The sequence below is a fragment of the Aeromonas sp. AE23HZ002T15 genome (genome assembly GCF_054165525.2).
This window is the reverse complement of record NZ_CM201342.1, coordinates 1,576,966-1,601,395: the sequence shown is the minus strand read 5'-3', so window position 1 is coordinate 1,601,395 and position 24,430 is coordinate 1,576,966. Positions and strand designations below refer to the sequence as shown.

The window sequence follows — 24,430 nt, the reverse complement described above, 5'->3', positions numbered from 1 at the left end:
AAATACGGCGTGGATTACGACGGCTGGGGCACTTACTTCCAGGAGTGAGTCAGCAGCACATGACAAAAGGCCGCAGCGATGCGGCCTTTTTGCATCTCGGGGATCAGTGGGCCGGGATCAGCTGATAGTCGAGGGCGAACTGCTCGGGGGGGAGGGGGCGACTGAACAGGTAGCCCTGCAGGCGATCGCAGCCGGCCTGGGCCAGCCAGGCTTGCTGCTCCGCCGTCTCCACCCCTTCGGCGGTGATCCGGATGCCGAGCTCGTGGGCCAGGCCGATCACGGAGCGCACTATGGCGGTGGTGGCCTGATTGGTGGCCAGCCCCTGGGTGAAGCTCTTGTCCAGCTTGAGGGTCGCGACCTGCAGCCTCGGCAGATAGGCCAGGGAACAGTAGCCGGTGCCAAAGTCGTCGATGGCGAGGTGGAAACCCGCCTCGATCAGGCTCGCGAGGTTGCTTTCGATTTCGTCCGCGTTCTCCATCAGCACCCCTTCGGTGATCTCCAGCTCCAGCTGCCAGGGGGCGAGGCCGTGGCGCTCGATGCAGGCGAAGATCTGCGGGCAGAGCTCGGGATCGCGGAACTGCAGGGGCGACAGGTTGATGGAGAGCACCAGATCCGGCGCCACCTGCTGCCAGCGGGCCAACTGGGCGCAGCCCGTTTCCAGCATCAGCTGGCCGAGCTGGCCGATGAGGCCGAGCTCTTCCGCCAGGGGGATGAACTCGTCGGGGGAGATCATGCCAAATTCCGGATGGGGCCAGCGGCAGAGCAGCTCGGCACCGTGCAACCTGTTGTTGTGGGTGCCTATGATGGGCTGGTAGACCGCGGTCAGCTGGGCCGACTTGATGGCGAGCGGCAACTGGGCGGCGATGAGCTGGCGGCGCTTGAGCTTGGCATCGAGTTCGGGATCGAACAGGGTGCAGTGCTGCTGCTGGCGCTTGCCCTGGGCCAGGGCCGCCTCGGCGTGGCTGAGCAGGCGCTCGGCCTCCTTGGCCTTGCCGTGGGCGATGCCGATAAAGACCGGGATCTGGATCCTGTGCTCTTCCACTTGATAGGGGGTCATCAGCTCCTGTTGCAGGTTGCGGCTCCAGTCGCTCAAGGGAATGGGGAGCTCGGGCAGCAGCAGGGCGAAGTCATCGGCGGCGACCCGGCACAGCAGGGAGTTGGGGGGCGCCAGCCGCTGCAGGCGGCGGGCCACCTGGCTCAGCAGGCGATCGGCGACGCGAATGCCGAAGCGATCGTTGATCTCGCGAAAATGTTGCAGATCCAGCAGCAGCAGGCTGGCATTGCGGGAGCCGAGGTGGCGGCTGGTCTGCAGGAAGTGGGAGAGCTTGAGCAGGCCGGTGAGGCTGTCGTAATGCTGCTCCTGTTGCAACTGGGCCTGGGTGGTGCGTAGCCCTGTGATGTCGCGGCCCAGGGTGAGGATGCCGAGGGCGTTGCCCTCCTCGTCGGGCACCTCGATGCGGGTGATCTCCAGATGGCGGCCCTGGCCTTCGGCATCCATCAGGCAGTACTCGCCCTGCCCCATGGTCTGCTTCACCGGCAGGTGCGGCGTGACGCGATGGCCGATGGCCTCGCTCGCCGTGAGTCCCATGAAGTCGAGGAAGGCCTGATTACAGTCGATGAGCACCCCCTGGTGGTCCTCCAGCCGGATGAGATCCGGGATGGCGTCCAGCAGGCGGCGCTGCAGCAGCTGTTGCTGGCGGAAGGTCTGTTCCAGCTCCTTGCGCTGATCGATGGCGCTGACCATGCCAAACAGGGCGAGGGGTTGGTGCTGCTCGTCGTAGAGGGGCACCTTGTGGATCTCCATCCAGCTGGTGCTCTCGCCGCTATGACAGTGCAGTTGCTGGTGGAGCAGGGGCTTGCCCTCGGCCAGCAGGCGCTGATCCTCTTCCCTGAACAGATCCCCCCAGGGCATCTCGGCATCCGTCTTGCCGATGAGCTCACTGGGGTGCTGCAGCCCGGCCTCTTCTGCGAATACCTTGTTGGCGAACAGGTAGCGTCCGCTGGCATCCCGGCAAAAGATATTCATGGGCAACTGGTCGATGATCTGCTGTAGCAGAGCCAGGGTGAGCGAGGAATGCACGTGGGCGTCCACAGGGGAGATTTCGAGCAAATCTATGATAACAGGCCAATTTTGTAAAGCCTGGGTTAATGATGATCCATTTGTGTCGATCCCTGCTGACAGTCTGTGTCGCGGGCGCCATAATAGCCGCCGATTGGCCTGTGGTGGCCTTATGGACGAGAGAAGCAGCATGAAGAAGATAATGGGGGGCGCCCTGGCCCTGTTGATGGTCGGTTGTGCCAGTGACAACAATGGTGGCGAGCAGTATCGCTACACCCCGCCGGTTGCCAAGGCGACCAACAATACCCAGGAGATGCAGATCCCGGTGGATCTGGTGTGGGCCCGTGCCGAGAAGTGGTTTGGCGATCACGGCCTCAACATCGAGAACAGCCAGCGCGGTTCCGGCCTGATGACCGCCAACGTCGAGAACTCGGCCGAGGGCCTGGAGTGGCTGGATTGCGGTACCATGGGTTCCAAAGTCGCCCTGGGCAACCCCAATCTGCAGATCAACCTGATCATCACCCAGAGCGGCACCAACAGCGTCGCCACCGTCAACGTCAAGGGCAACACCCAGCTCTACTTCGTCGAGGGTTCAGGTGAGCGTGTGCTGGCCCCCTCCATCACGCCGGTCTGCGTCTCTCGCGGCAGCCTGGAGCAGAGCCTGTTCTCTACCCTCAGCAACTGATCCGGCCGCCCTGTGCGCTCGATTATCGGACCCCGCTGCCTGCAGCGGGGTCTTTTTTTGCCCGTCACTCCCCGGCGGCCAGCCCCTGCTGGCGAAACTTGCCGGGGGCCAGTCCGGTGGATTGCTTGAAGGCCTTGGCGAAGGCGGCTTCTGACTGATAGCCCACAAGCTGGGCCACCTCGCCGATGGGCAGGTGATCCGGCTGGCGCAGCAGCTCCGCCGCCCGCACCATGCGCACCCGCACCATGAACTCCCAGACGCTGCAGCCGAGGCGCTGACGGAAGTGGCGAAAGTAGGTGGCGCGAGACATGGCGGCCAGGGTCGCCAGTTCATCCACGCTCCAGGGGTGGGCGGGGGTCGCCAGCATGGCCTGCAGGGAGCGACCCAGCCGCGCATCCTGCAGGGCGCCGATGAGGCCGAGGGCCGCGCCCGGATCGCTGGCGTGGGCGCGCAGCCCCATGGCCAGCAGCACCTGGCTCAGGGCCGTCAGCACGGCACTCGAGCCCTGCTGCTCGCGGGCCAGCTCCTGGCGGATCAGGGTCAGCACCAGGGCCAGCGCCTCGCGGGACTCGCTGGCGAGCAGGGGGATGCAGAGCGGGCTCGGCAGGGCATCCAGCAGCAGGGGGCGCAGGGGGCCCTGGTAGTGAAACTCGCCGCACAGAAACTCCACCTCGTCTCCCCCGTCACCGCGGATGGGCAGGACGCCCTCGTCCTCTTCGACATCGGCCAGAGGCTCCCCGCCCCGCCAGACGGTGTGGGGCTCACCCCCCGGCAACAGCAACAGCTCCCCCGGTTGCAAGGTCACCTCCTGGCCCTGGTGGGTGCTGACCCGGATCTCCCCCTTCATCAGCAGGTGAAAGGGCATGACCCCGCTCGGGCTCTGCGGGTGGGGGAGGGCGAAGCCGCCGCGGTAGAGGCAGCGCACGTCGAAGGAGCCGCGGATCCCGGCCTGGCCGATCAACTGGTCTATGTCACTCATGATTCGATATGGTGTTTATTTGCGTCTTTTAAGTATTAATTGAATCACCGCTCGATGCAATACTGGCTCCATCGAACGGGCAGGTGCCCGTTCACCCCAGAGGAGAGTCAAGATGCAAGATTGGGCACAATACCGTAAAGAACTGACCGGCCGCGTGATGGAACTGGGCACCCTGAGCCCGGATACCCTCAAGGGCTATCAACTGCTCTCATCCGCCGGCAGCAAGGATGGCGCACTGGACGGCAAGACCCGGGAGCTGATCTCCCTGGCGGTGGCGGTCACCACCCGCTGCGACGGCTGTATCGCCGTGCACGCCGAATCCGCCCTCAAGCAGGGGGCTAGCCGGGCCGAGATCGCCGATGCCCTGGGGGTCGCCATCGCCATGAACACCGGAGCCGCCATGGTCTATTCCGCCCGGGTGCTGGACGCCATCGACCGCTGAGATTGTGCGGGGCCGCAGCTGGCCGGCCCCTGAGGAGTGAGGATGTCGATATTCAACCGCGCCTTGGGCTGGCTCGCCGGCAGCGATCGCTGGGGAGCCAACCTTTGCCGGGTCGCCGTCGGGGTGGTGTTCATCTGGATAGGGCTTTTGAAGTTTATTCCCTATGAGGCGGACAGCATCACCCCCTTCGTGGCCAACAGCCCCTTCATGTCGTTCTTCTATACGCAGCCGGACGAGTACAGTCAGCACCTCAACCACGAGGGAGAACTGGTGCCGGAAAACCGGGCCTGGCACGAGCGCAACAACACCTATGGCTACTCCTATGGCCTGGGGGTGGTGGAACTGGTGTTTGCCCTGTTGATCCTGGCCAACTTCCGTTTCCCGTTGCTGGGGTTCGTCGGGGCCCTGATGGCCTTTTTGACCCCCTTTGTCACCTTCAGCTTCCTGATGTTCACACCGGAGACCTGGGTGCCGGATCTGGGAGACGCCCACCATGGCTTCCCCTATCTGTCGGGGGCGGGCCGGCTGGTGTTGAAGGACATCATGATGCTGGCCTGTGGTTATGTTGCCATGGTGGATTCTGCCAGAACCCTGCTGGCCAGACGTTAAGTGATAGCCTGCCTACCGTTTGCCACACCACTTTGGGTGTGGCTTTTTTGCGTTGGCCCAACAAAAAGCCCCGGCAGGGGCCGGGGCTGAGTGAGTCAGACTGAGGTCACGGTTGCAGGCCGCTGTCACCGTGAAACAGCGCCTCATCACCGGACTTGAGCACATAGCCCTTCCAGGGGAAGAGCTGATAGCGACCGTCCTGCCAGGAGTGATTGCCCTCTTCCCCCTGACGCTTCAGCCGGACCTGCTCGCCATCTGGCAGGGTCAGTTCGGCCTGGCTCTGATCGTCGTTGAACAGCACGAAGGCACTGCCGGTTTCGCTCGCCTCAAGGGATTGCAGTCGCACCGCCTGCTCGAACAGACGCACACACTGATTGGTCAACGCAGACCACTGGTAACCTGCGCTGGCGCGGCAGCCGTGGACATCCTGATCGTTGCCCACCAGGTTCTGGGTCGGGGTGCTGCAGGCCGCCAGCAGCAGGGAGGCGGCCATCAGGGTCAGGGTGCGCATGCTTACTCCTTGAGATCCCGCTCGATGACGATGTTGGAGAAACCCAGTTCCCTGAAGTAGTTCTCCTGATAGTCCTTCACGCTCTTCTTGTCGCGGCGACACACCTGGGCCAGCTGGGCCTCCATGGCGTGGAAGCTGGCCAAGTTGATCCCCTCGGCATGGGCGATGGCATCGTAGATGCTGTTGAACTTGTCGTTGGCGTAGCCAATCTCTTTGGCCTGCTTCTTGTACGTGTAGGTGATCTTAAAGGCCATCTGGGGCTTCCTTCTGTTTCGCCTGCTTGCGCTGCATATAGAGGTAGAGGCTCTCCACCTTCTCCCGTGCCCAGGGGGTCTTGCGCAGGAACTTCAGGCTCGACTTGATGCTGGGATCCTGGGTGAAGCAGCGGATATTGATCTCCTGCCCTAGTTTCTCCCAGCCGTAGTGGGCCACCAGGGCGGTGACTATCGCCTCAAGGGTCAGCCCATGCAGCGGATTGTTCTTCTGGGAAGAGGCTGGCTGCTCGCTCATGCCTGCTCCGCCAGTTTGGCGAAGGGCTGTCCCATGCGAGTGGTGACACCATTGGCCAGGTGGGGCTCGAAGCCCGCCAGCATGCCGGGGCCAAACAGGCAGACGACTGTGCTGCCGAGTTTGAACAGGCCCATCTCGGCACCCTTTTGCAATGTGATGGCTTCATCCCCTGTGTAGTCCCAACGCACCACTTCCTTCTGCCTGGTCGGCGCTATGTTGCCAGCCCAGATGGTCTCGATGCTGGCGACGATGGTGGCACCGACCAGCACCAGGGCCATGGGGCCGTGAGGGGTGCGGAAGGTGGCGACCACGCGCTCGTTGCGGGCGAACAGGTTCGGCACGTTCTCTGCGGTGAGCGGGTTGACGGAGAAGAGATCCCCCGGCACGAACACCATGCTCTCCAGCACGCCGTCCAGGGGCATGTGGATGCGGTGGTAATCCTTGGGCGCCAGGTAGATGGTGGCGAAGTCGCCGTCCTTGAACGGCGCCACCAGATCCTCATAACCCCCCAGCAGCTCGCGGGCGCTGTAGTCGTGGCCCTTGGCCTGGATGATGCGACCCTGATGAATGGGGCCGAGCTGGCTGACTGTGCCGTCCACCGGCAGGGCCAGGGTCATGGCATCTTCCACCAGGGGGCGGATCCCCGGTTTGAGTTCGCGGGTGAAGAAGGCGTTGAAGCTCGGGTAGTGAGCCGGGTCTTCGTGCAGGGCCTCGCTCATGTCGACCTGGTACTGCTTGATAAAGGCCTCGATCACCTTGGTGGTGAGGTTGCCGGCTTCGGCGGCCGCGAGCTTGCCCACCAGGCGGGAGACGGCGTGTTTGGGCAGGCAGTATTGACCGGCAATTTTCAGGTTGTCAGTGATGCTCATGATCTTCATCTACAGAATTCGTTGAATGGGTCACAGTCGGGCTTGTTGCCGACCGTGGCGGGCTTCCTGCATGGTTTCCAGGATGCGGTGATAGTTGTGGAAGCGATCGGCGCTGATGTCGCCGCGCTCGACCGCCGCGCGCAAGGCGCAGCCGGGGTCGTCCTTGTGGGTGCAATCGCGGAACTTGCAACCACCCAGGTAGTCGCGAAACTCGACGAAGCACCAGGTGATGCGATCCGCTTCCAGATGCCAGAGCGCGAACTCGCGGATCCCCGGGGAGTCGATGAGATCGCCGCCGCTCGGGAAATGATAGAGCCGCGCCGTGGTGGTGGTGTGCTGGCCGAGCCCGGAGTTCTCCGAGATCTCGCCGGTGAGCACATCCAGCCCCGGCATCAGGGCATTGGTGAGGGAGGACTTGCCTACCCCGGACTGGCCGACGAAGATGCTGATCTTGTCGGTCAGGGCCGCCTTGAGCTCATCGAGCCCCTCGCCACTCTCGCAGCTCACCAGGATCACCGGATAACCGAGCTTGCGGTAGGCGGAGAGCTGGCTCTCGATGCGCTCGCGAGCGGCGGCATCCAGCATGTCCACCTTGTTCAGCACGATGAGGGGGGAAATCTCCACGTCTTCTGCCGCCACCAGGTAGCGGTCGACGATGTTGGTGGAGAACTCCGGCATCACCGCCGAGACGATGATGATCTGGTCGATGTTGGCGGCGATGGGTTTGACCCCGTCGTAGAAGTCCGGCCGGGTCAGCACCGAGTGGCGCGGGTGTACCGCCTCGATGACGCCGGCGGTGGCGGCATTGAGGCCGGGACGCCAGACCACCTTGTCGCCGCACACCAGGCTGCTGATGCTGCTGCGTCTCAGGTTGCTACGATGGATGGCGCCGTCGGTCGCCTCCACGTCCGCGTGCTGACCGAAGCGGCTGATCACCACCCCTTCGATGGCCGGGCCGAACAGGGTGTCATCCACGACTGTGGTGTGCTCTTTTTGCAGCCGCCGCTCGCGGTTGGCCTGGACGCGCCTTTGTTGACCCAGATTGAGTTTTGCTTTCTTTGCCACGGGGTTTGCCGGTTTATGAACAGATCCAAAGCCAGTATGATACATGCAAATTGGCAAAATTCCGCCATTCCTCCCAATAGAGAGAGCAATCATGACAGTCAGCGCGCAGAACCTGGTATGGATCGACATGGAGATGACGGGCCTGGACCCCGAACAGAACGTGGTACTGGAGATCGCCACCATAGTCACCGACAAGGATCTGAACGTGCTGGCCGAGGGGCCCGTCATCGCCATCCACCAGAGCGATGAAGAGCTCGCCAAGATGGACGACTGGAACGTCAACACCCATACCAAGAGCGGCCTGGTGGCCCGGGTCAAGGCGAGTCAGCATGACGAGGCGAAAGCCGTCGCCGAGACCCTCGACTTCATCCGCCAGTGGGTGCCGGAGCGTACCAGCCCATTGTGCGGCAACAGCATAGGCCAGGATCGCCGCTTCATGGTCAAGCACATGGCGGATCTGGAAGCCTTCTTCCACTACCGCAACGTCGACGTCAGCACCATCAAGGAGCTGGTGCGCCGCTGGCAGCCGGCGCTGCTGGATCAATTCAAGAAAAGCGGCACCCATCAGGCCCTGGACGACATCCGCGAATCCATCGCCGAGCTGCAGTTCTACCGCGCTCAGGTCTTCAAAATCTGAGTTGCCGGCAAGGGCTTGCTGTCACTCGGTTGCTAAAATCGGCAGTTCGACCAGCTTTTGAGCGAACAGCCGCAGGCTGACAAAAAAGCCCTTGCAATTGGAATGACTGCTCTTATAATTCGGCTCCCGTACAGTAGCGCAAGCAACCAAATGCTGTACGGCCGTTTTAAGGTAGTTGCGGGAATAGCTCAGTTGGTAGAGCACGACCTTGCCAAGGTCGGGGTCGCGAGTTCGAGTCTCGTTTCCCGCTCCAAAAAATTTGCCGATGATGTTCCGATGCGGGAATAGCTCAGTTGGTAGAGCACGACCTTGCCAAGGTCGGGGTCGCGAGTTCGAGTCTCGTTTCCCGCTCCAATCGTCAGCAAGCACCTCAAGACACCCAAGTTGCGGGAATAGCTCAGTTGGTAGAGCACGACCTTGCCAAGGTCGGGGTCGCGAGTTCGAGTCTCGTTTCCCGCTCCAAACTTGTTTTATGAAATACTGCAGATGATATTCCGATGCGGGAATAGCTCAGTTGGTAGAGCACGACCTTGCCAAGGTCGGGGTCGCGAGTTCGAGTCTCGTTTCCCGCTCCAATCATGTGCAGAAGACACCCTGTTGCGGGAATAGCTCAGTTGGTAGAGCACGACCTTGCCAAGGTCGGGGTCGCGAGTTCGAGTCTCGTTTCCCGCTCCAAACTTGTCTTATCGAAGTGCTGCAGATGATATTCCGATGCGGGAATAGCTCAGTTGGTAGAGCACGACCTTGCCAAGGTCGGGGTCGCGAGTTCGAGTCTCGTTTCCCGCTCCAATCATGTGCAGACGACATCCTGTTGCGGGAATAGCTCAGTTGGTAGAGCACGACCTTGCCAAGGTCGGGGTCGCGAGTTCGAGTCTCGTTTCCCGCTCCAATTTCTCTTCGAATTCCATCTCTCCCCTCCAGGTTCACGAATCCGGTTTCTCAGCACAATCACTGCCACATCCTGTTGGTAGAGCATGATCCGCCTTTGCCAAGGCTGGGCTGCGATTTTGAGCCTCGTGTCCTGCTCCACTCTCTCTTTGAAGTCCTCATCATCCGTTCGAACTGCCAATCACATCGCGCCGCGATGACTTGTCGTATCCGGCGTTCGGCGAGCTCCGCCCTCATCTCTTTCTACAAGCAAGATCGGTGTGGTGGATGGCGGCACGGGTGCGTGCTGGCGGGGGAACGGCGGGCAAAAAAATAGGAGGGGCTCAGGCTCCTCCTACGGGCTCACGGACGCGGCTTAGAGCAGGGTGACGTTCTCAGCCTGAGGGCCTTTCTTGCCCTGGGTCACGGTGAACTGGACTTTTTGACCTTCAGCCAGGGTCTTGAAACCGGTGCTCTGGATGGAGGAGAAGTGAACGAATACGTCCGGTCCCTGGGATTGCTCGATGAAGCCAAAACCCTTGGTTTCGTTGAACCACTTTACTTGGCCGGTGCGAATGTCAGACATGTGGTAAGTCCTATCTATAACAAAATGAAACTAACGCCTTGTTGGGCAGCATTTGCTTAAGAAAGCAGGGGCCTACCCATGACTGACTACGTCGATGTGTCCCAGTCGCATGTAGTACTATCCCTGTTTAAAGCACAAACGATTGTACGTAAGGCCGATCCCTTGTCAATTTGGCACTTTTCATTTTTTGAGCAAGCTAAAAGTATTGGCGTCTCAATGGGGTAATTCGGGTCGGCAGGATGAAAAACGGGAGGCATGGTGCCTCCCGTTTTCATGGTTCAAGTCAGGTCCAGCCTCACTCCTTGAGGGCGAATCCCTCTCCCTGGCGATCGTAGCGGTAGTTCACCTGGCCGAAGGAGCGGATCTCGACCCGCTGGATGCGGCGACCGGCATCCACCAGCACGAACACCGACTTGCCGGACTGCAAACGGGTCAGTGGCCTGTCCGGCCCCTCGATGGCGATCAGGCGGCTGAGCTCGGCCCCCGGCAGCTCGAACTTGCGGAAGATGGAGTAGAGGGTCTCGCCGGCCTGCACGTCGTGCTGCAACCAGGTACCGTCCACCTTCTCTTCCACCGGCTTGGTGGCGACAGGTGCACTGCCCGTGTTGCCATTGCCGACGGTCAGGGCCTGGGTCGGCACCGCCAGCGGTACGGCAAGAGAACCGGACGGTGCGGCGGTCGGGGCCGCAGGGGCGGGCTCCCAGGCGAGCACTATCAGCCAGAGCGGGATCAGCACCAGCAGAGCTATGGTGTGCTTGCGGGGCAGCGGGCTCGCCAGCTTGAACGAGGCGGCTCTGGGTTCCTTGTTGGATTTTCCGCTCAGACCCTGACCGAGGCGCTGACGCAGGGGCAGGGTAGCGGCATTGATACGATGGAGCAGGTTTCCTTGTGATTCGTCTTGGCGACGCTGCTGGGCTCGTCTGTTATGGCCACGTGGGCGACGGTCCGGGGTGGGCACGGCATTTACCTCTCACTACATTGCCTGCCATCAGGCAAATATGCCGCCTATGGTAAACGGACTCGCCCCCGAGGGGGAGAGTCCTGAGTAGGAAAATTATCAACTGAGACGGAATTGTCCCAGCAATTGCTGTAAACGCTCCGCCGCCTGACGCAAGGCCTGGCTCGCCTGGGCGGTGTTGGTCGCATCCTGGGCGATGTCGTTGGCCAGTGCGTTGGTTTTTGACAGATTGCCGGAAACTGTCTCCGAAACCGAGCTCTGCTCCTCGGCGGCGGAGGCGATCTGGTAGGTCATGTCGTTGATGGTGGCGATGGCCTGGAAGATGCTGTCCAGCGCCGCCTCCGCCAGATCCGCCTCGCCCACCGCCTGATGGGTCAACTGCTGGCTCTGCTGGATGGCGTTGACCGCATTGGTGGAGCTGTGGCGGATCTTCTCGATCAGCTCCTGGGTGTTTTGCACCGCCTGCTGGGTGTTGCCCGCCAGCTTGCGCACCTCGTCCGCCACCACGGCGAAGCCGCGACCCTGCTCGCCGGCCCGGGCCGCTTCTATGGCGGCGTTGAGCGCCAGCAGGTTGGTCTGATCGGCGATGCCCTGAATGACGGTGAGTATGCTGGTGATCTGCTCGCTGTCGTGGGCCAGCCCCTCGACCACCTCGGCCCCCTTGCCCGCCTCGGCGGCGACCCTGTGCATGGACTGGATCACCTGCTGGAAGCGCGCCTTGCCCTGATCTGCCGCCCCCTGGGCCTGCTTGGCCGAGTCGGCGGTGTTGTTGGCGTGGGTGGCGACCTCCTGGCTCACATAGGACATCTCCTGCACCGCGGTCAGCATCTGCTCCATCTCCGCCTGGTGATGCTGCAGATTGGTGTCGGTCTGACCGGCGATGCGGTCGGTGTCACCGGCGTGGCGGTGCACCTCGGTGGCCGTCTTCTGCACGTCCCCGAGCAGCTGCTGCAACTTGTCGATGAAGCGGTTGATGCCGCGGGCCAGGGCCCCCAGCTCGTCTTTGGACTGGGTATTGAGACGCTTGGTGAGATCCCCCTCGCCGTCGGCGATGTCGTCCACCAGGCTGACCATCTGGCGGATGGGGCCAGTGATGCTGCGGGCGATCACCAGCATGGTAGCCAGAGCCAGCACCAGCACCAGCAGGGCGCCGACCAGCTGCTGGGTCATGGCGGAGCGATTCATGTCGGCGAGCTGGGCCTCCAGCTCGTCCGCCCCCGCCAGCACCACCTGATAGGGCAGGGTGACGATGATGGCCCAGTTGCGGCTCATGCCAGGCACCGCGATGGGCACCGAGATGCGAAACGCGTCGGTGAGCTCCTGGCGCTGCACCTCGGGTTTGAGGTACTGCTGCCAGCCGTCGCCGAGCAGCTTGTCGGCGCGCTCGCCTAGCAGGCTCTGATCACCGCTGGTGCCCGTGATGACGCCGGCGGCGCTGACGATCAGGGTCTCCCCCTTGCCGTCATAGATGTTGCTGTTGAGGGACTGGGCCTGACGGCTGATGGAGTCCACCGCCAGATCCAGCGCGGCGACCCCCTTGAACTGACCGTCCACCAGTATGGGGGTGGTGATGGTGCTCACCAGCACCTGCTGGCCGTTGATGTCCACCTTGAAGGGGTCGATGAGGCAGGAGCGCCCCTCCCGTTTCGGGCAGGCGTAGTAGTCGTTGGCCGGGTTGCCGAACTCGTCCGCGTCGCTCTTCTCGATGGAGAGCAGCAGATCGGTGCCTATGCTCTCCTTGTCACGGTAGAAGTAGGGGACGAAGCGGCCGGTGCTGTCGCTGCCCAGCGCCGTCTGGCCGGCGAAGAGGCTGTCCTGGCCATCGAAGCCGTTGGGCTCGAAGCCCGCGAAGGCGCCATACAGCTGGGGTTCCAGGCCGAGCTGGGCCTTGAGCAGGTCGGTGGCCTGCTGGCGATCGAGCGGCAGCTTGCCCCCTTGCTGCTGGGCGAAGACGCTGGCCATCTGCTGGGTATAGGAGAGCCCCTTCTGCAGCAGCTGGGTGATGGTGGCGGCCTCGGCGCGGGCGTTGGCACTCACTTTCTGCCATGCCTCCTGCTGCAGGGCGGCGCGACTGGAGGCTATGGTCAGTTGCTGGGTCTGCTTGCCCGAGTATTGGTTGAGCAGGATCAGGATGACCAGTGCCGTGGTCATGGCGATCCCCGCCATCACCAGGATGCGATTCTGAATAGAACGAAACTGCATCTTGCGTTCCTTGTAGGGTCTGAGTTGTTTGATTTATCGGCAGGGCGGAAGATTTCTCCAGCGTTCTGCACTAGCTAAGCGGAAAAACGAACCCGCTTCTGAGATCCCACTCAAAAATAGTGGTCTTTATCTCTCCTGGCCCTATTTTCTCCCCGGTTGCGCCATGGTTTTCCCATCCGGGTTTCTCGGTGCTAAAATGCGTCGGTTTTTTAATGAATTGGCCCAAGGCCCTCCACACAAGGCTTAAAGATGAAAGTCAAAACCCGTTTTGCTCCCAGCCCGACCGGCTTCTTGCATGTCGGCGGTGCCCGTACCGCACTCTATTCCTGGTTGTTTGCAAAGAACCAGGGCGGTGAGTTCGTGCTGCGTATCGAGGATACCGATCTGGAACGTTCCACTCAGGAGGCGATCGACGCCATCATTGAGGGTATGGAATGGCTGGAGCTGAACTGGGATGAGGGCCCCTACTATCAGACCAAGCGTTTCGACCGCTACAACGGTCTCATCGACGAGATGCTGGCCGACGGTCGCGCCTACAAGTGCTTCTGCTCCAAGGAGCGTCTGGAAGCCTTGCGTGAAGGCCAGATGGCGAACGGCGAGAAGCCGCGCTATGACGGCAAGTGCCGTGATGCGGCCCACGATCATCCGGCCGATGCGCCCCACGTCATTCGCTTCCGCAACCCGACCGAAGGCTCAGTGGTGTTTGACGATCACGTGCGCGGCCGCATCGAGTTTGCGAATACCGAGCTCGACGATCTCATCATCCGCCGCACCGACGGTGCGCCGACCTACAACTTCTGCGTGGTGGTGGACGACTGGGACATGGAGATCACCCACGTGGTGCGTGGCGAAGACCACATCAACAACACCCCGCGCCAGATCAACATCTACAAGGCCCTGAACGCCCCCGTGCCGGAATTTGCCCACGTCTCCATGATCCTGGGTGACGACGGTGCCAAGCTCTCCAAGCGCCACGGTGCCGTGTCCGTGATGCAGTACCGCGATGACGGCTACCTGCCGGAAGCCCTGCTGAACTACCTGGTGCGTCTGGGCTGGTCCCACGGCGATCAGGAGATCTTCAGCCTGGAGGAGATGATCAAGCTGTTCAGCCTGGACGCCATCTCCAAGTCTGCCTCCGCCTTCAACACCGACAAGCTGCTGTGGCTGAACAACCACTACATGCGCAGCCTGGATCCGGCCTATGTGGCCAAGCATCTGGCTTGGCACATGGCAAACCAGCAGATCGACACCAGCAAGGGCCCGTCCCTGCCACAGGTGGTGACCCTGCTGGCGGAACGTTGCAATACCCTGGTGGAGGTGGCCGCCCAGAGCCGCTACCTGTTCGAGGAGTACGAGGCCATCGACGAGGCCGCCGCCAAGAAGCACCTGCGCGGTGTGGCCGCAGAGCCGCTGACTCTGGCCAAGGCCAAGCTGGCCGCGCTGGAGACCTGGACCACCGAAGCACTGCACGAGCTGATCGAAGCCACCGCCGCCGAGCTGGGTCAGGGTATGGGCAAGGTCGGCATGCCGCTGCGCGTCGCCGTCACAGGTCTGGGTCAATCCCCGGCCATCGACGCCGTGATGGCGCTGGTGGGCAAGGAGCGTGTGCTGGCTCGCATCGATCGCGCCCTGGCGTACATCGAAGCGCGCATGGCTGCCGAGTAAGCTCGCTGCCAGTCGGTTTTCCAAGACGGCCGAACAAGCCGCTGTAAATGACCAGAAAGGGCTCCCGAACGGGGGCTCTTTGTTTTGGTGCTGTAATGGGATTTGTGACATAAAACAGGGAGATAGCGATGAGATTGGCGGTAAAAACAGCGAACTGCCTGAATTTTGACTAAACGCTCCGGCCGGTGATATTTTAGGGTTGACAGCAAAGCGGGTGATGCCTATCATGCGCCTCCGTTGCCAGAGATAACTTTGGTAGCACCGAGGTGAGTTGGGGTTATAGCTCAGCTGGGAGAGCGCTTGCATGGCATGCAAGAGGTCCGCGGTTCGATCCCGCGTAGCTCCACCAAATTCTCCTCGAACAATCTGGAATCCAAGGGGTTATAGCTCAGCTGGGAGAGCGCTTGCATGGCATGCAAGAGGTCCGCGGTTCGATCCCGCGTAGCTCCACCAGGTTTCAGATTGACAATGCAGTACCCAGGGCAGTGCGGTGTGTATCACCCAGGCCGACCTTTGTGGGGTTATAGCTCAGCTGGGAGAGCGCTTGCATGGCATGCAAGAGGTCCGCGGTTCGATCCCGCGTAGCTCCACCATTATTTCGCAGTGAGACAAACGGCCACCAGAACCGCTTGTCTAAAGAGTAAAGATTTCGGGGTTATAGCTCAGCTGGGAGAGCGCTTGCATGGCATGCAAGAGGTCCGCGGTTCGATCCCGCGTAGCTCCACCATTATTAGCAGTGAAACAAGCAGCCGCCAGAACCGCTTGTTTAAAGAGTAAAATTTGGGGTTATAGCTCAGCTGGGAGAGCGCTTGCATGGCATGCAAGAGGTCCGCGGTTCGATCCCGCGTAGCTCCACCAAATACTTAAGGCCACCGTTATCGCGGTGGCCTTTTTGTTTGTTCGGGCATTTGTTTTTTCATGGCCAGCGCCTCTTCATTTACACATCACATGGCCAACATGAGAAAGCCCGCGACTGTCGCGGGCTTTTTTCGTTATTCAGCTGGGATTATTGGGCATGTCGGCGACGCCAGGCCAAAGGCAAGAGGGCGAGTAACAGGGCGCCCATGGCACCGCCACCGCCGTCCTTGCTCGGCTCCTGCAGCTTGAGGTCGACGATGATGGGATCGTGATCCGAGGCGCTGAACGGGTTGTCCGACTTGATCATGTCACCGGTGAAGCCGCGGCCGTACTCGAACAGGTTGCTCTCATAGGAGTTGATGTGCCAGTCGGCGACGGCCACCACCTTCTTGGCCAGGGCCGGGTTCGCGAGGGCGTAGTCCAGGGTGCCGAGTTCGGCCTCATAGCTGTAGGAGATGGCCTTGGCCTGATTGAACTTGACGTTCAGGTCCACCAGACCATAGCTCTTGCCTACCTCCTGGCCTATCTGTTCATACGCCTGCTCACCGATGAAGGTGTGGGAGGCGGAGCGGATCTTGCGATCGCTGCTGGCCGGCACATAGTCGGTCAGCACCCGGATCGGGTCCTCCTTGGCGTAGGAGTTGAAGTCCCCCACCAGCAGCACCTGGCCCGGCAACTTGCTCACCGCTTCCCCCAGCACCTTGGCGGCGCTGACCCGGAACTCGGTGCACTTGCCCTGCAGATCCGCAGGCTCCGTCTTGCCATCCCCGTTCTCGTAGCAGCCCGATCCCTTGGATTTCAGATGGTTGACCACCAGAGTCAGGGGATCCTTGCTGCCCGTTACGGTGAAGCTCTGCACCAGAGAGTCGCGCTGACCGGCGGTCTTGGCAACGCCACCGACGGTGTAACGCTGCTCCGGCAGCAGGATTACGCTGGCGTCCCCGCTCGGAGTCAGCTTGGCCGGGCGATAGAGCATGGCCACCATGATGGCGTCACCGCCGAAGTAGCGTTCCTGGCCGAGCGAAGCCTTGGGCAGGCTGACGAAGGCGTAGTGTTGGCTGGCGTCTTTCTGCTGGGCATTGAGGCTCTTGACCAGGTCGCTGATGGCGGAGTGATCGTCGAAGCCGTTGTTCTCCATCTCCATCAGGCCGAGCAGGTCTGCGTCCATCTCGGTGATGGCGTTGACTATCTTGGTGCGCTGCTGCTGGAAGTCTTCCAGGCTCTTGGCGCCGCGGTTGCAGCCCTTGGCGCTGTCCGCATCCGCCTGATCCTTGCACAGCACGTTGAGGGCTCCGCCCACGCTGGAGTGGCTGGTGAAGTAGTTGAGCACGTTGAAGCTGCCGACCCGCAGATCCGCGCCGGCGGTGCGGGCAGGGGCAGGGAGGCGATCGTTCTCGTCGGTGCGCAGCAGATCCCCGACCGTGATGGCCTGCTCTTTCGGCACGATCAGCCGGTACTCGTTGTAGCTGTAGCCGACCAGAGCCTCCAGGTTGACCGGGGCATCGCCGATGCGCAGATACCCCTGCTCGGGCTCCCAGGCGGGCAGCCAGGGCAGCTTGCCATCGGCGGCCTTGAAGTCGGATTCGAGGAACACCCGGTTGCCCGCATTGGCCTCGGCCAATGCCTTGGCCTCGTCGCTATTGGCCACGTGCAGCTGGGTCGGTTTCACCAGGGGGGCCAGGTGAGAGAGCACCAGGTTGTTGCGCCTGGCTGCGTAGTCGTAGCTGAAGTTGCGGCTGATCTTCAGCTCGCTGCCGGCATCGAGGCGCACCCGCATCCCCTCGTGGCGCTCCAGCGCCCGGGCCAGGGTCTCCCCCTCCAGCACCCGCAGCGCCGTGGCGGCAGGGGCAGTGCCCTGGGCCAAGACCTGCAGACGGGGCGTGCCGCCGTCGAAGACGGGCTTGAGCTGGGTGTGGTTGTAATACTCCTCGACTTTGGCCTCCAGACAGATCTCGGCCCCCGGCTTGATGCCCGGATACTTGGTTGCGAAGTTCTTGTCGTTGAGATAGACGAAGATGCCGTCCGAGCTCTGGGGATCGCCATCCCCCTGCGGATCCTGCAGGTAGAAGCCCTTGTTCAGACTCTCGCCGAGGGCGCTGACCACGGCCCTGACCGAGACGCTCTGGGTGCTCTCGAACTGACCGTCCGGGACCAGGGGGCTCTTGTCGCCACTGCCCTGGATGGCGGGGATGGGGATGAGGGCGCTGTCGGCCGGGCAGCTGAAGCCGGCGGCCTGGAGTGACGGGGACGCGAGCGCGAGCCCCACGGCCAGTGACAGCAGGGTAGGGGTACCTTTCATTGTGTTTCCTTTTTTATTTTTGCCAGTGTTTCCATAGCCTTGGTGCCTGAACCAAGGGCGCGCATTGTCACACTTCTGGCTGCTCATACCAGTGAACCAGCGCACATTATGGGGAAGCAAAAGAGGCTGTCTCTATTTTTTTGACACAGCTAACACTATGAAATTGATGATAAAGATGTCATCTCATCGAAGCCGAAATTGTGTGAGCACGGCGGCGTTTACATATTTCTCTTTGAGAATGAAGATTGAGTGTTAGCCACTTGCTTCCTATACTCGGGCTGTTCCTCACGGAACCCAGGTAAAGAGCAAACCGACAGTGATGTCGGGACGCAAAGCCTCCGGTCTGCCAGCGATGACAGATAGCGGGGCTTCCCCGGGTGACATGAGGGTATGTGGCCCGTCCATGGCCTGTTGTCGACCCCTTTCGCCTGTTGCTGTTGCGCTTTGCCCGGTCATTAAAAGCCAAGACCAACAAGGAAGATAACAAGATGCAACAGACCCTCAGGCCCAGCAGGCTCGCCATGCTGGTTGCCCTCGCGGCCATGCCCGCCTGGGCGCAGGCCGCCTATCCCGCCTATCAGGCCGGTACCGCCTACAAGGCTGGCGACGTCGTCAGCAACGTGGGCAACCTCTACGAATGCAAGGAATTCCCCTACTCCGGCTGGTGTGGCGCCTCGCCCTATCACTATGCTCCCGGGGTGGGTACCGTCTGGGCCGATGCCTGGAAACCCTTCACCGATGGCAGCACGACGCCGGGCATGACCCTCACCATCGGCTCGCCCGCCGCCGGCAGCAGCGTCAACGAAGGGGCGCCGGTCGCCCTGACGGTGAGCCTTGGTGGCAACAGCAGCGCCCTGGTCAAGGTCGAATACCTGATCGATGGCACCCAGGTGGCGGTGAGCAGCGCGGCCCCCTGGTCGGCGAGCTGGACCGCCAGCGGCGTCGGAGCCCACCAGCTGACATCCCGCGCCCTGGACAAGGATGGCAAGGTGCTCGGCGAGGCCAGCGCCAGCTTCAATGTCGCCGCCGTGGTGGCGCCCGAGGCGCCCAAGGTGAGCATCGCTAGCCCGGCCGCCGGTGCCAAGGTGACCCTGGGTCGCAGCACGGCGGTGAGCGGCAATGTCACCGACGCCAACAACGACGTGGCCAGGGTCGAGCTCTTCGTGAACGGCCAGAAGGTGGGCGAAGACACCAGCGCCCCCTGGCAGGTGAACTGGACGCCCCAGAACAAGGGGCTGACCGGCCTCAAGCTGGTGGCCACCGACAAGGGTGGCCTCTCTGGCGAGTCGGCCCAGGTGGATGTGCAGGTGGAAGAGGCGGCCCTGCCCCCCACAGGCGGTAACCTCTCCTGCGACGTGCGCCAGATCTACCGCGCCGATGGCAGCGAGTGCATGGGGGATGACCATGCCCGCCGTGTCATCGGTTACTTCACCTCCTGGCGCACCGGCAAGAACGGTCTGCCCGCCTACCTGGTCAACGACATCCCCTGGGACAAGATCACCCACATCAACTACGCCTTCGCGGCGGTGGATGAGCAGAGCCACACCATCAAGGTGGATGACGCCGCCACCAAGATGACCTGGAGCGGGGTGCCGGGTGCCGAGATGGATCCCGAGTTCGCCTATCAGGGTCACTTCAACCTGCTCTCCAAGTACAAGAAGCAGTATCCGGACGTGAAGACCCTGATCTCGGTGGGGGGCTGGGCCGATACCCGCGGCTTCTATACCGCCACCACCAAGGGCGACTGCTCGGTCAACACAGCCGGCATCAACGCCTTTGCCGACTCTGCTGTGAGCTTCATCCGCCAGTACGGCTTCGACGGCGTGGACGTGGACTATGAATACCCCACCTCCATGAAGGACGCGGGTAACCCCAACGACTTCCCGCTCTCCAACCAGTGTCGGGCCAAGCTGTTTGCCAACTATGAAGTGCTGATGAAGACACTGCGCACTCGGCTGGACAACGCCGGCACCGAGGATGGCCGCAAGTACATGCTGACCATCGCCTCGCCGGCGTCCGCCTATCTGCTGCGCGGCATGGAGAACTTCCAGGTCACCCAGTACCTGGATTACGTCAACCTGATGACCTATGACTTCCACGGAGCCTGGAACAACTTCGTGGCCCACAACGCCGCCCTGTTCGACAACAAGGCGGATCCCGAGCTGGCCCAGTGGGGTGTCTACAGTCAGGCCCAGTACGGCGCCATCGGCTACCTGAACTCGGCCTGGGCGGCCCACTACTTCCGTGGCGCCCTGGCGGCCGGCAAGATCAACATAGGTGTGCCCTATTACACCCGTGGCTGGCAAGGGGTGACCGGCGGGACTCATGGTCTCAACGGCAAGGCGGCCCTGCCGAGCCAGAGCAACTGCCAGCCGGGCACCGGTGGCAGCACCATCCCCTGCGGCAACGGGGCGGTCGGTATCGACAACATCTGGCACGATCTGGACAAGAACGGCAAGGAAGTCGGCGCCGGTGCCGTGCCCATGTGGCACGCCAAGAACCTGGAGCACGCGGCCAGCCTCGGCATCACTACTCTGCCGAGCTATGGCACCGCCTGGGGTCTGGATCCGAACGATCCCGCTGACGTGATCCAGGGTCAGTACGTGCGCTACTTCGACGACAAGGCGCAGGTGCCCTGGCTGTGGAACGAGCAGAAGAAGGTGTTCCTCTCCACCGAAGATGAAGAGTCCATGGGCAAGAAGTTGGACTACATCGTCAAGCGCGGTTTGGGGGGCGTCATGTTCTGGGAGATGGCGGGGGACTATGCGTTCGATCCGGCCAAGAACGAGTATGTGATGGGCAGCACACTGACGAGCCTGGCCTATGACAAGTTCAGGACGGCAACGCCTCCCAACCTGAAGCAGAACGATCTGCCTGCTCCGGCGGCCCAGCTCGACATCGGCGTCAGCCTCTCCGGCTTCAAGGAAGGGGATTCCAACTACCCGATCAACCCGACCCTGAAACTCACCAACAAGTCGACCCAGACCATTCCGGGCGGCACCCGCATCGAGTTCCTGGTGCCCACTTCCACCTCTGACACCATCACGGATCAGAGCGGCATGGGCCTCAAGGTGGTCGAGAGTGGTGGCAACCAAAACTCCGACGGCATCGCCAATGAGAAGGACTTCCACAAGGTGGCCATGACGCTGCCGACCTGGAAGGCCTGGGCACCGGGTTCTGACGTCGAAGTGGCCATGACCTACTACCTGCCAGCGGCGGGTGTACCGAGTGGCGTGCGCCTGATTGTCGGCAGCCAGACCATAGGCCTCAAGGCTGACTTCCCGGCCCTGGCCGAGGCGGTCGTGGGTACGGGCGGCGGTGATGGCGGTACCGGTGGCACGACCTGCAGCAGCCAGAACGTCAACCCGGCGAGCTACCCGGCCTATCCGAGCTGGCCACGGGGGGATCACGCCAATGCCAACGATCGCGTGACCAACGGCAAGGCGGTGTGGCAGGCCAACTGGTGGACCAGCTCCGAGCCCAAGGCGGGCGACGGTAGCTGGAAGCTGGTGTGCAACTACTGATATGACGAAGCGGCATCTTTCTGATGCCCAGTAGAGACGAAAAATCCGGAGCCTGGCTCCGGATTTTTTTATGGGAGATAGAAAGGAAGGGGAGCCATAAAAAAAGACCGCTCCGGGGAGCGGCCAATGTGCCACCAAGGCAACTGGTGGGGCAGGGCCCCTTGTGTCGTGGAGGCAGGGCGAAGGCAAGCCTCCGCCTGGCTTGTCACTGGGTGACGGCGCCCCCTTGTTGTTCCTTCAAGAAGTTGATCCAGGGTGAGGCCCGGCCGCTGACGTTACCATTCTGGGCTGCCTGACTGAAGGCGGAGAGGGCCTCCTTCGGTTTCTGCTGCTCGAAGTAGGCGACCCCGGTCAGGAACTTCAGGTCGGCGCGCTGCTCACCGTTGGCATTGGCCGCCGGTTTGGCGGCGAAGGCCACCAGATCCTGGTAGCGCTTGCTCTGGATCATCATGCGCGCCATCTTGAGCTGCAGCTCGGCATCCGGGGCCAGCTTGTAAGACTTGGCCAGGGTGTCGATGGCCGGATCCAGCTCCTTGGCCTGATGCCAGTAGTTGGCGAGCGTCTTGTAGTTGGCCGCATTGCCCTCGATGGCTCCGTCCTTCATGGCCTTCTCCATCACCCGGGCGGCGCGATGGGGGATGCCGGCGAAGGCCAGGTAGTTGGCCAGACGCTGCAGCTCATTGGCCTCCGTCAGCATGCCGAGGTTATAAGCCCCCTCCAGCGCCGCCAGCGCCTTGGCGTCGTTGCCCGCCTGCATGTGCATGGCGGATAGCTGGGTCCAGTACTTCTTCTTCTCCGGATACCTGTCGATGAGGGCGGTGAGCACCTCGGTGGCCGGCTTGTACTGTTTCAGCTCGTAGTGCGCCGCCATCTTGAGCAGGTACCAGGACTCGGGTGCCTTGCCTCCCGACAGCTTGATGGCCTGATCCACCGCCGGTATGGCGTCCTTGTACTGCTTGAGCTGCACATGGGCGTTGGCCAGGGTGATGTAGGCGTGGGGGGTAGGCTTCTCATCCTTGCCAAGGCTCGCGAACCACTGGTTCATGGTGCTGATGGAGGCCTTGAAGTTGCCCTCCGCCATGTAGAGCTGGGCCAGGTTGTAGCGCACCTGCTGGGCCACCGGTTGCGGCAGGCCGCCGGTGGCGATGGCATCGGCGAAGTACTTGGTCGCCTGGCCGTATTTCTCCTGCTGCGCGGCCACGAAGCCCAGGGTCTGCAGTATCACCCCCTTGTCGTAGACCCGTTCGCCGACGCCGGACAGGGCATCCTGCAGCTTGGCATTCGCCTCGCCGTATTTCTTTTCGGTGATCAACGCCTGCGCCTTGTTGACCGCGCGGTAGGCGCGATCGGAGAGGGCGGGTTGCTCGGCGGCCCAGTTGGCGGTGCTGAGCAGCACCGCCATGGCGACCGGGGCGAGGATCAGGGTATGTAACTTTTTCATCGCCACCTTCCTTAGTTGACCGCGAACTCGATCTCTTGCTGCATACGGGAAGCCTGCGGCTTGCCATCGACCATGGCCGGCTTGAACGTCCATTTGGCGATGGTCTTGCGGGCCTCCTTGCCGAGGTCGTAGCTGCGTGGCTCTTCCTTGACGATCCGCACGTTGCTGACGGTGCCGCGCTCGGTGACGGTGAACTCCACCAGCACCTTGCCGCTCGCCAGCCCTGCCAGGGCCGCCTTGCGGGGCATCATGGGCTCGAAGGTCGCCATGGGAATGGCGCCGTTGTTGCCCCCCATGCCACCGCCGCCACCACCGGTGCTGTAGGCGCCGAGGGCATTGCCGCCGCCGATGTTGACCGGGATGTCGAGCTTGGGCATGTCCATGGACGAGCTCTCCATCTGCGGCCTGTCCGTGCTGGCCACTTCCATCTCCGGAGGGGGAGGGGGCCGGTTCGGGGGCGGCGGCTTGGGCAGTTCCCGTTGTTTCTCTTGCAGGGTCTCCTGGGGCTTGAGGCGAATGAAGTCCGTCATGGTGACGTCTTCTCTCTCCGTCAGCTCCCGGTGATCCGGCGTGATGAGCTTGTTCATTCCCAGGAACAGGAAGAACACCACCACACAGGAGACCGTAATCGCTATCAGGTATCTCATGGTGCTCGCTCCGGCATCAGCTGCTCTTGCTCGCCGCGATGGAGATGTTCTGGACACCGGCCATGCGGATCTGATCCATGACCTGGACCACCAGACCGGAACGGGATTCGGTATCGGCCTGGATCACCACGGCACTCTCCGGGTTCTCGGCGCGCAGACGCTCGATGTTGGCGCGCACGGCCCCCACTTCGACGACCCGCTTGTCGACCCAGACCTGACCGTTCTCGCGAACCGCGACCATGATGTTCCCCTTCTTCACCGTCTCCGCCGTGCTGGCGCTCGGACGGTTGATCTCCACCCCGGACTCCTTGACGAACGAGGTAGTGACGATGAAGAAGATCAGCATGATGAACACTATGTCCAGCATGGGGGTCAAATCGATGGCCGCCTCATCAGCACCGCTGTCGCTGTGACGTTTTCTCATGGCAAAAACTCCTTGCTTAACTGTGGCCAGACGGCGTGCCGTCTGGCGCATGCATCCTGCATTAACCGTGTTTCAGGTTGTCTTCCAGCTTCTCGACCGCCAGCTTGGCTTTGTGGTCGAGCTGGTTGACAAAAAACAGGCCGGAAAGGGCGGCAATCATGCCCGCCATGGTCGGTACCGTCGCCTTGGAGATGCCCGAGGCCATCGCCCTGGGGGAGCCGGTGCCCGTGATGGCCAGGGTGTCGAACACCTGTACCATGCCCACCACGGTGCCGAGCAGCCCCATCAGCGGACAGAGGGCGATCAGCACCTTGATGACCGGCATCCCCTTGTCCACCGCCATGGCGACCCGGGAGACCAGCTCGCGCCGGATCTGCTTGGCCGACCAGGAGAGATGGTCGCTGCGGGCCAGCCAGGCGGCCTTGGTCTGTTTCACCTGCTTGGGGTAGACGGTCATGAAGTAGAACCAGCGTTCCAGCAGCAGGGCCCACATCATCAGGGTCAGGAAGAACAGGGCGACCAGTACGTCGCCCCCCAATCCCAGAAACCGGCGGACCGACTCGACTTCTTCAATCAACCAGAACCACATGGTG

21 protein-coding genes, 12 tRNA genes and 1 riboswitch are annotated in these 24,430 nt (G+C 62.1%); of the genes, 18 read left to right on the top strand and 15 right to left on the bottom strand.

Going from position 1 to position 24,430, the window contains the following annotated elements:
• Nucleotides 1-103: 103 nt before the first annotated feature.
• Entirely contained in the window at nt 104-2,080 is a 1,977-nt protein-coding gene (locus tag ACT5M9_RS07345; RefSeq protein WP_457980690.1) for a putative bifunctional diguanylate cyclase/phosphodiesterase, read from the bottom strand.
• Nucleotides 2,081-2,249: 169 nt separating this feature from the next.
• Here ACT5M9_RS07345 and ACT5M9_RS07340 point away from each other — a divergent pair, with 169 nt between their 5' ends.
• Nucleotides 2,250-2,744, top strand: a complete 495-nt coding sequence (locus ACT5M9_RS07340) for a hypothetical protein (protein WP_438551821.1) — start codon at nt 2,250-2,252, stop codon at nt 2,742-2,744.
• A gap of 64 nt (nt 2,745-2,808) precedes the next feature.
• Here the strand turns inward: ACT5M9_RS07340 and ACT5M9_RS07335 are convergent, their stop codons facing one another.
• Entirely contained in the window at nt 2,809-3,723 is a 915-nt protein-coding gene (locus tag ACT5M9_RS07335; protein WP_457980692.1) for a cupin domain-containing protein, read from the bottom strand.
• Between the two features lie 112 nt (nt 3,724-3,835).
• Between ACT5M9_RS07335 and ACT5M9_RS07330 the strand changes: the two genes are divergently transcribed.
• Together ACT5M9_RS07330 and rclC are read left to right on the top strand one after the other, a co-directional pair.
• Nucleotides 3,836-4,165, top strand: coding sequence for a carboxymuconolactone decarboxylase family protein (locus tag ACT5M9_RS07330; protein ID WP_438551823.1), 330 nt, complete (start codon nt 3,836-3,838; stop codon nt 4,163-4,165).
• Between the two features lie 42 nt (nt 4,166-4,207).
• Complete coding sequence (rclC, locus tag ACT5M9_RS07325; protein ID WP_457980694.1) at nt 4,208-4,774, top strand: reactive chlorine resistance membrane protein RclC; 567 nt, start codon at nt 4,208-4,210, stop codon at nt 4,772-4,774.
• A gap of 106 nt (nt 4,775-4,880) precedes the next feature.
• Here rclC and ACT5M9_RS07320 read toward each other — a convergent pair whose 3' ends face one another.
• Genes ACT5M9_RS07320 through rsgA form a run of 5 tightly spaced genes read right to left on the bottom strand, consistent with a single transcriptional unit; the run spans nt 4,881 to nt 7,729 of the window.
• Nucleotides 4,881-5,285 carry a hypothetical protein gene (locus tag ACT5M9_RS07320; protein ID WP_457980696.1) on the bottom strand — a complete coding sequence of 135 codons (405 nt, stop codon included), beginning with the start codon at nt 5,283-5,285 and terminating at the stop codon, nt 4,881-4,883.
• A 2-nt stretch (nt 5,286-5,287) separates the two neighbouring features.
• Nucleotides 5,288-5,539, bottom strand: coding sequence for a DUF2960 domain-containing protein (locus tag ACT5M9_RS07315; protein ID WP_349919346.1), 252 nt, complete (start codon nt 5,537-5,539; stop codon nt 5,288-5,290).
• Nucleotides 5,529-5,795 carry a VF530 family protein gene (locus ACT5M9_RS07310; protein ID WP_457980698.1) on the bottom strand — a complete coding sequence of 89 codons (267 nt, stop codon included), beginning with the start codon at nt 5,793-5,795 and terminating at the stop codon, nt 5,529-5,531. Before ACT5M9_RS07310 ends, ACT5M9_RS07315 begins: the two co-directional genes overlap by 11 nt.
• Nucleotides 5,792-6,664 carry an archaetidylserine decarboxylase gene (gene asd, locus ACT5M9_RS07305; RefSeq protein WP_457981638.1) on the bottom strand — a complete coding sequence of 291 codons (873 nt, stop codon included), beginning with the start codon at nt 6,662-6,664 and terminating at the stop codon, nt 5,792-5,794. Before asd ends, ACT5M9_RS07310 begins: the two co-directional genes overlap by 4 nt.
• A 30-nt stretch (nt 6,665-6,694) precedes the next feature.
• Nucleotides 6,695-7,729: a small ribosomal subunit biogenesis GTPase RsgA gene (gene rsgA, locus ACT5M9_RS07300; RefSeq protein WP_457980700.1), complete on the bottom strand. Its 1,035-nt coding sequence runs from the start codon at nt 7,727-7,729 to the stop codon at nt 6,695-6,697.
• A 91-nt stretch (nt 7,730-7,820) separates the two neighbouring features.
• Here rsgA and orn point away from each other — a divergent pair, with 91 nt between their 5' ends.
• The 8 genes from orn to ACT5M9_RS07260 all read left to right on the top strand — a co-directional run bounded on the left by orn (nt 7,821) and on the right by ACT5M9_RS07260 (nt 9,255).
• Nucleotides 7,821-8,366 carry an oligoribonuclease gene (gene orn, locus ACT5M9_RS07295; RefSeq protein ID WP_457980702.1) on the top strand — a complete coding sequence of 182 codons (546 nt, stop codon included), beginning with the start codon at nt 7,821-7,823 and terminating at the stop codon, nt 8,364-8,366.
• Nucleotides 8,367-8,543: 177 nt separating this feature from the next.
• Nucleotides 8,544-8,619 (top strand) — tRNA-Gly (locus tag ACT5M9_RS07290).
• Nucleotides 8,620-8,644: 25 nt separating this feature from the next.
• Nucleotides 8,645-8,720 (top strand) — tRNA-Gly (locus ACT5M9_RS07285).
• Between the two features lie 32 nt (nt 8,721-8,752).
• Nucleotides 8,753-8,828, top strand: a tRNA-Gly gene (locus ACT5M9_RS07280).
• Nucleotides 8,829-8,865: 37 nt separating this feature from the next.
• Nucleotides 8,866-8,941: transfer RNA gene (locus ACT5M9_RS07275), tRNA-Gly, on the top strand.
• 24 nt (nt 8,942-8,965) lie between these two features.
• Nucleotides 8,966-9,041 (top strand) — tRNA-Gly (locus ACT5M9_RS07270).
• A 38-nt stretch (nt 9,042-9,079) separates the two neighbouring features.
• Nucleotides 9,080-9,155: transfer RNA gene (locus tag ACT5M9_RS07265), tRNA-Gly, on the top strand.
• Nucleotides 9,156-9,179: 24 nt separating this feature from the next.
• Nucleotides 9,180-9,255 (top strand) — tRNA-Gly (locus ACT5M9_RS07260).
• 354 nt (nt 9,256-9,609) lie between these two features.
• Here ACT5M9_RS07260 and ACT5M9_RS07255 read toward each other — a convergent pair.
• The 3 genes from ACT5M9_RS07255 to ACT5M9_RS07245 form a co-directional block, all read right to left on the bottom strand.
• A complete protein-coding gene (locus tag ACT5M9_RS07255; RefSeq protein WP_005327092.1) occupies nt 9,610-9,819 on the bottom strand; it encodes a cold-shock protein in 210 nt (69 codons plus the stop codon).
• 295 nt (nt 9,820-10,114) lie between these two features.
• Nucleotides 10,115-10,777, bottom strand: coding sequence for a LysM-like peptidoglycan-binding domain-containing protein (locus ACT5M9_RS07250; RefSeq protein ID WP_457980704.1), 663 nt, complete (start codon nt 10,775-10,777; stop codon nt 10,115-10,117).
• 99 nt (nt 10,778-10,876) lie between these two features.
• Nucleotides 10,877-12,979, bottom strand: a complete 2,103-nt coding sequence (locus ACT5M9_RS07245) for a methyl-accepting chemotaxis protein (RefSeq protein WP_457980706.1) — start codon at nt 12,977-12,979, stop codon at nt 10,877-10,879.
• Nucleotides 12,980-13,228: 249 nt separating this feature from the next.
• Between ACT5M9_RS07245 and gltX the strand changes: the two genes are divergently transcribed.
• From gltX to ACT5M9_RS07215, 6 genes are all read left to right on the top strand, one after another.
• On the top strand, nt 13,229-14,644 hold the full coding sequence (gene gltX, locus ACT5M9_RS07240; protein WP_457980708.1) for a glutamate--tRNA ligase: 1,416 nt from the start codon (nt 13,229-13,231) through the stop codon (nt 14,642-14,644).
• A gap of 273 nt (nt 14,645-14,917) precedes the next feature.
• Nucleotides 14,918-14,993: transfer RNA gene (locus ACT5M9_RS07235), tRNA-Ala, on the top strand.
• Nucleotides 14,994-15,021: 28 nt separating this feature from the next.
• Nucleotides 15,022-15,097: transfer RNA gene (locus tag ACT5M9_RS07230), tRNA-Ala, on the top strand.
• Between the two features lie 64 nt (nt 15,098-15,161).
• Nucleotides 15,162-15,237, top strand: a tRNA-Ala gene (locus tag ACT5M9_RS07225).
• Nucleotides 15,238-15,295: 58 nt separating this feature from the next.
• A tRNA-Ala gene (locus tag ACT5M9_RS07220) sits at nt 15,296-15,371 on the top strand.
• Nucleotides 15,372-15,426: 55 nt separating this feature from the next.
• A tRNA-Ala gene (locus tag ACT5M9_RS07215) sits at nt 15,427-15,502 on the top strand.
• Nucleotides 15,503-15,650: 148 nt separating this feature from the next.
• Here ACT5M9_RS07215 and ACT5M9_RS07210 read toward each other — a convergent pair.
• On the bottom strand, nt 15,651-17,801 hold the full coding sequence (locus ACT5M9_RS07210; RefSeq protein WP_457980710.1) for an ExeM/NucH family extracellular endonuclease: 2,151 nt from the start codon (nt 17,799-17,801) through the stop codon (nt 15,651-15,653).
• 294 nt (nt 17,802-18,095) lie between these two features.
• Nucleotides 18,096-18,177, top strand: a riboswitch (cyclic di-GMP riboswitch).
• A 112-nt stretch (nt 18,178-18,289) separates the two neighbouring features.
• Between ACT5M9_RS07210 and ACT5M9_RS07205 the strand changes: the two genes are divergently transcribed.
• Nucleotides 18,290-21,325, top strand: a complete 3,036-nt coding sequence (locus tag ACT5M9_RS07205) for a glycosyl hydrolase family 18 protein (protein WP_457980712.1) — start codon at nt 18,290-18,292, stop codon at nt 21,323-21,325.
• Nucleotides 21,326-21,530: 205 nt separating this feature from the next.
• On the opposite strand, the gene ACT5M9_RS07200 is transcribed toward ACT5M9_RS07205, so the two are convergent.
• From ACT5M9_RS07200 to ACT5M9_RS07185, 4 genes are all read right to left on the bottom strand, one after another.
• On the bottom strand, nt 21,531-22,766 hold the full coding sequence (locus ACT5M9_RS07200; RefSeq protein ID WP_457980714.1) for a tetratricopeptide repeat protein: 1,236 nt from the start codon (nt 22,764-22,766) through the stop codon (nt 21,531-21,533).
• Between the two features lie 11 nt (nt 22,767-22,777).
• Entirely contained in the window at nt 22,778-23,413 is a 636-nt protein-coding gene (locus tag ACT5M9_RS07195; protein ID WP_438551835.1) for an energy transducer TonB, read from the bottom strand.
• A gap of 16 nt (nt 23,414-23,429) precedes the next feature.
• The gene (locus tag ACT5M9_RS07190; protein ID WP_005327075.1) at nt 23,430-23,837 is read right to left on the bottom strand and encodes an ExbD/TolR family protein; all 408 of its coding nucleotides are present in this window, start codon (nt 23,835-23,837) and stop codon (nt 23,430-23,432) included.
• A 61-nt stretch (nt 23,838-23,898) separates the two neighbouring features.
• Complete coding sequence (locus ACT5M9_RS07185; protein ID WP_286040793.1) at nt 23,899-24,426, bottom strand: MotA/TolQ/ExbB proton channel family protein; 528 nt, start codon at nt 24,424-24,426, stop codon at nt 23,899-23,901.
• Nucleotides 24,427-24,430: the final 4 nt, after the last annotated feature.

Bases quoted from the DNA above. Each gene is read 5' to 3' on its own strand.
- ACT5M9_RS07210 (WP_457980710.1), bottom strand. From the start codon at position 17,801: ATGAAAGGTACCCCTACCCTGCTGTCACTGGCCGTGGGGCTCGCGCTC.
- ACT5M9_RS07190 (WP_005327075.1), bottom strand. From the start codon at position 23,837: ATGAGAAAACGTCACAGCGACAGCGGTGCTGATGAGGCGGCCATCGAT.
- ACT5M9_RS07335 (WP_457980692.1), bottom strand. From the start codon at position 3,723: ATGAGTGACATAGACCAGTTGATCGGCCAGGCCGGGATCCGCGGCTCC.
- ACT5M9_RS07310 (WP_457980698.1), bottom strand. From the start codon at position 5,795: ATGAGCGAGCAGCCAGCCTCTTCCCAGAAGAACAATCCGCTGCATGGG.
- gltX (WP_457980708.1), top strand. From the start codon at position 13,229: ATGAAAGTCAAAACCCGTTTTGCTCCCAGCCCGACCGGCTTCTTGCAT.
- rclC (WP_457980694.1), top strand. From the start codon at position 4,208: ATGTCGATATTCAACCGCGCCTTGGGCTGGCTCGCCGGCAGCGATCGC.
- ACT5M9_RS07315 (WP_349919346.1), bottom strand. From the start codon at position 5,539: ATGGCCTTTAAGATCACCTACACGTACAAGAAGCAGGCCAAAGAGATT.
- ACT5M9_RS07200 (WP_457980714.1), bottom strand. From the start codon at position 22,766: ATGAAAAAGTTACATACCCTGATCCTCGCCCCGGTCGCCATGGCGGTG.
- ACT5M9_RS07340 (WP_438551821.1), top strand. From the start codon at position 2,250: ATGAAGAAGATAATGGGGGGCGCCCTGGCCCTGTTGATGGTCGGTTGT.
- ACT5M9_RS07205 (WP_457980712.1), top strand. From the start codon at position 18,290: ATGCAACAGACCCTCAGGCCCAGCAGGCTCGCCATGCTGGTTGCCCTC.
- asd (WP_457981638.1), bottom strand. From the start codon at position 6,664: ATGAGCATCACTGACAACCTGAAAATTGCCGGTCAATACTGCCTGCCC.
- ACT5M9_RS07245 (WP_457980706.1), bottom strand. From the start codon at position 12,979: ATGCAGTTTCGTTCTATTCAGAATCGCATCCTGGTGATGGCGGGGATC.
- ACT5M9_RS07255 (WP_005327092.1), bottom strand. From the start codon at position 9,819: ATGTCTGACATTCGCACCGGCCAAGTAAAGTGGTTCAACGAAACCAAG.
- ACT5M9_RS07185 (WP_286040793.1), bottom strand. From the start codon at position 24,426: ATGTGGTTCTGGTTGATTGAAGAAGTCGAGTCGGTCCGCCGGTTTCTG.
- ACT5M9_RS07320 (WP_457980696.1), bottom strand. From the start codon at position 5,285: ATGCGCACCCTGACCCTGATGGCCGCCTCCCTGCTGCTGGCGGCCTGC.
- ACT5M9_RS07330 (WP_438551823.1), top strand. From the start codon at position 3,836: ATGCAAGATTGGGCACAATACCGTAAAGAACTGACCGGCCGCGTGATG.
- orn (WP_457980702.1), top strand. From the start codon at position 7,821: ATGACAGTCAGCGCGCAGAACCTGGTATGGATCGACATGGAGATGACG.
- ACT5M9_RS07195 (WP_438551835.1), bottom strand. From the start codon at position 23,413: ATGAGATACCTGATAGCGATTACGGTCTCCTGTGTGGTGGTGTTCTTC.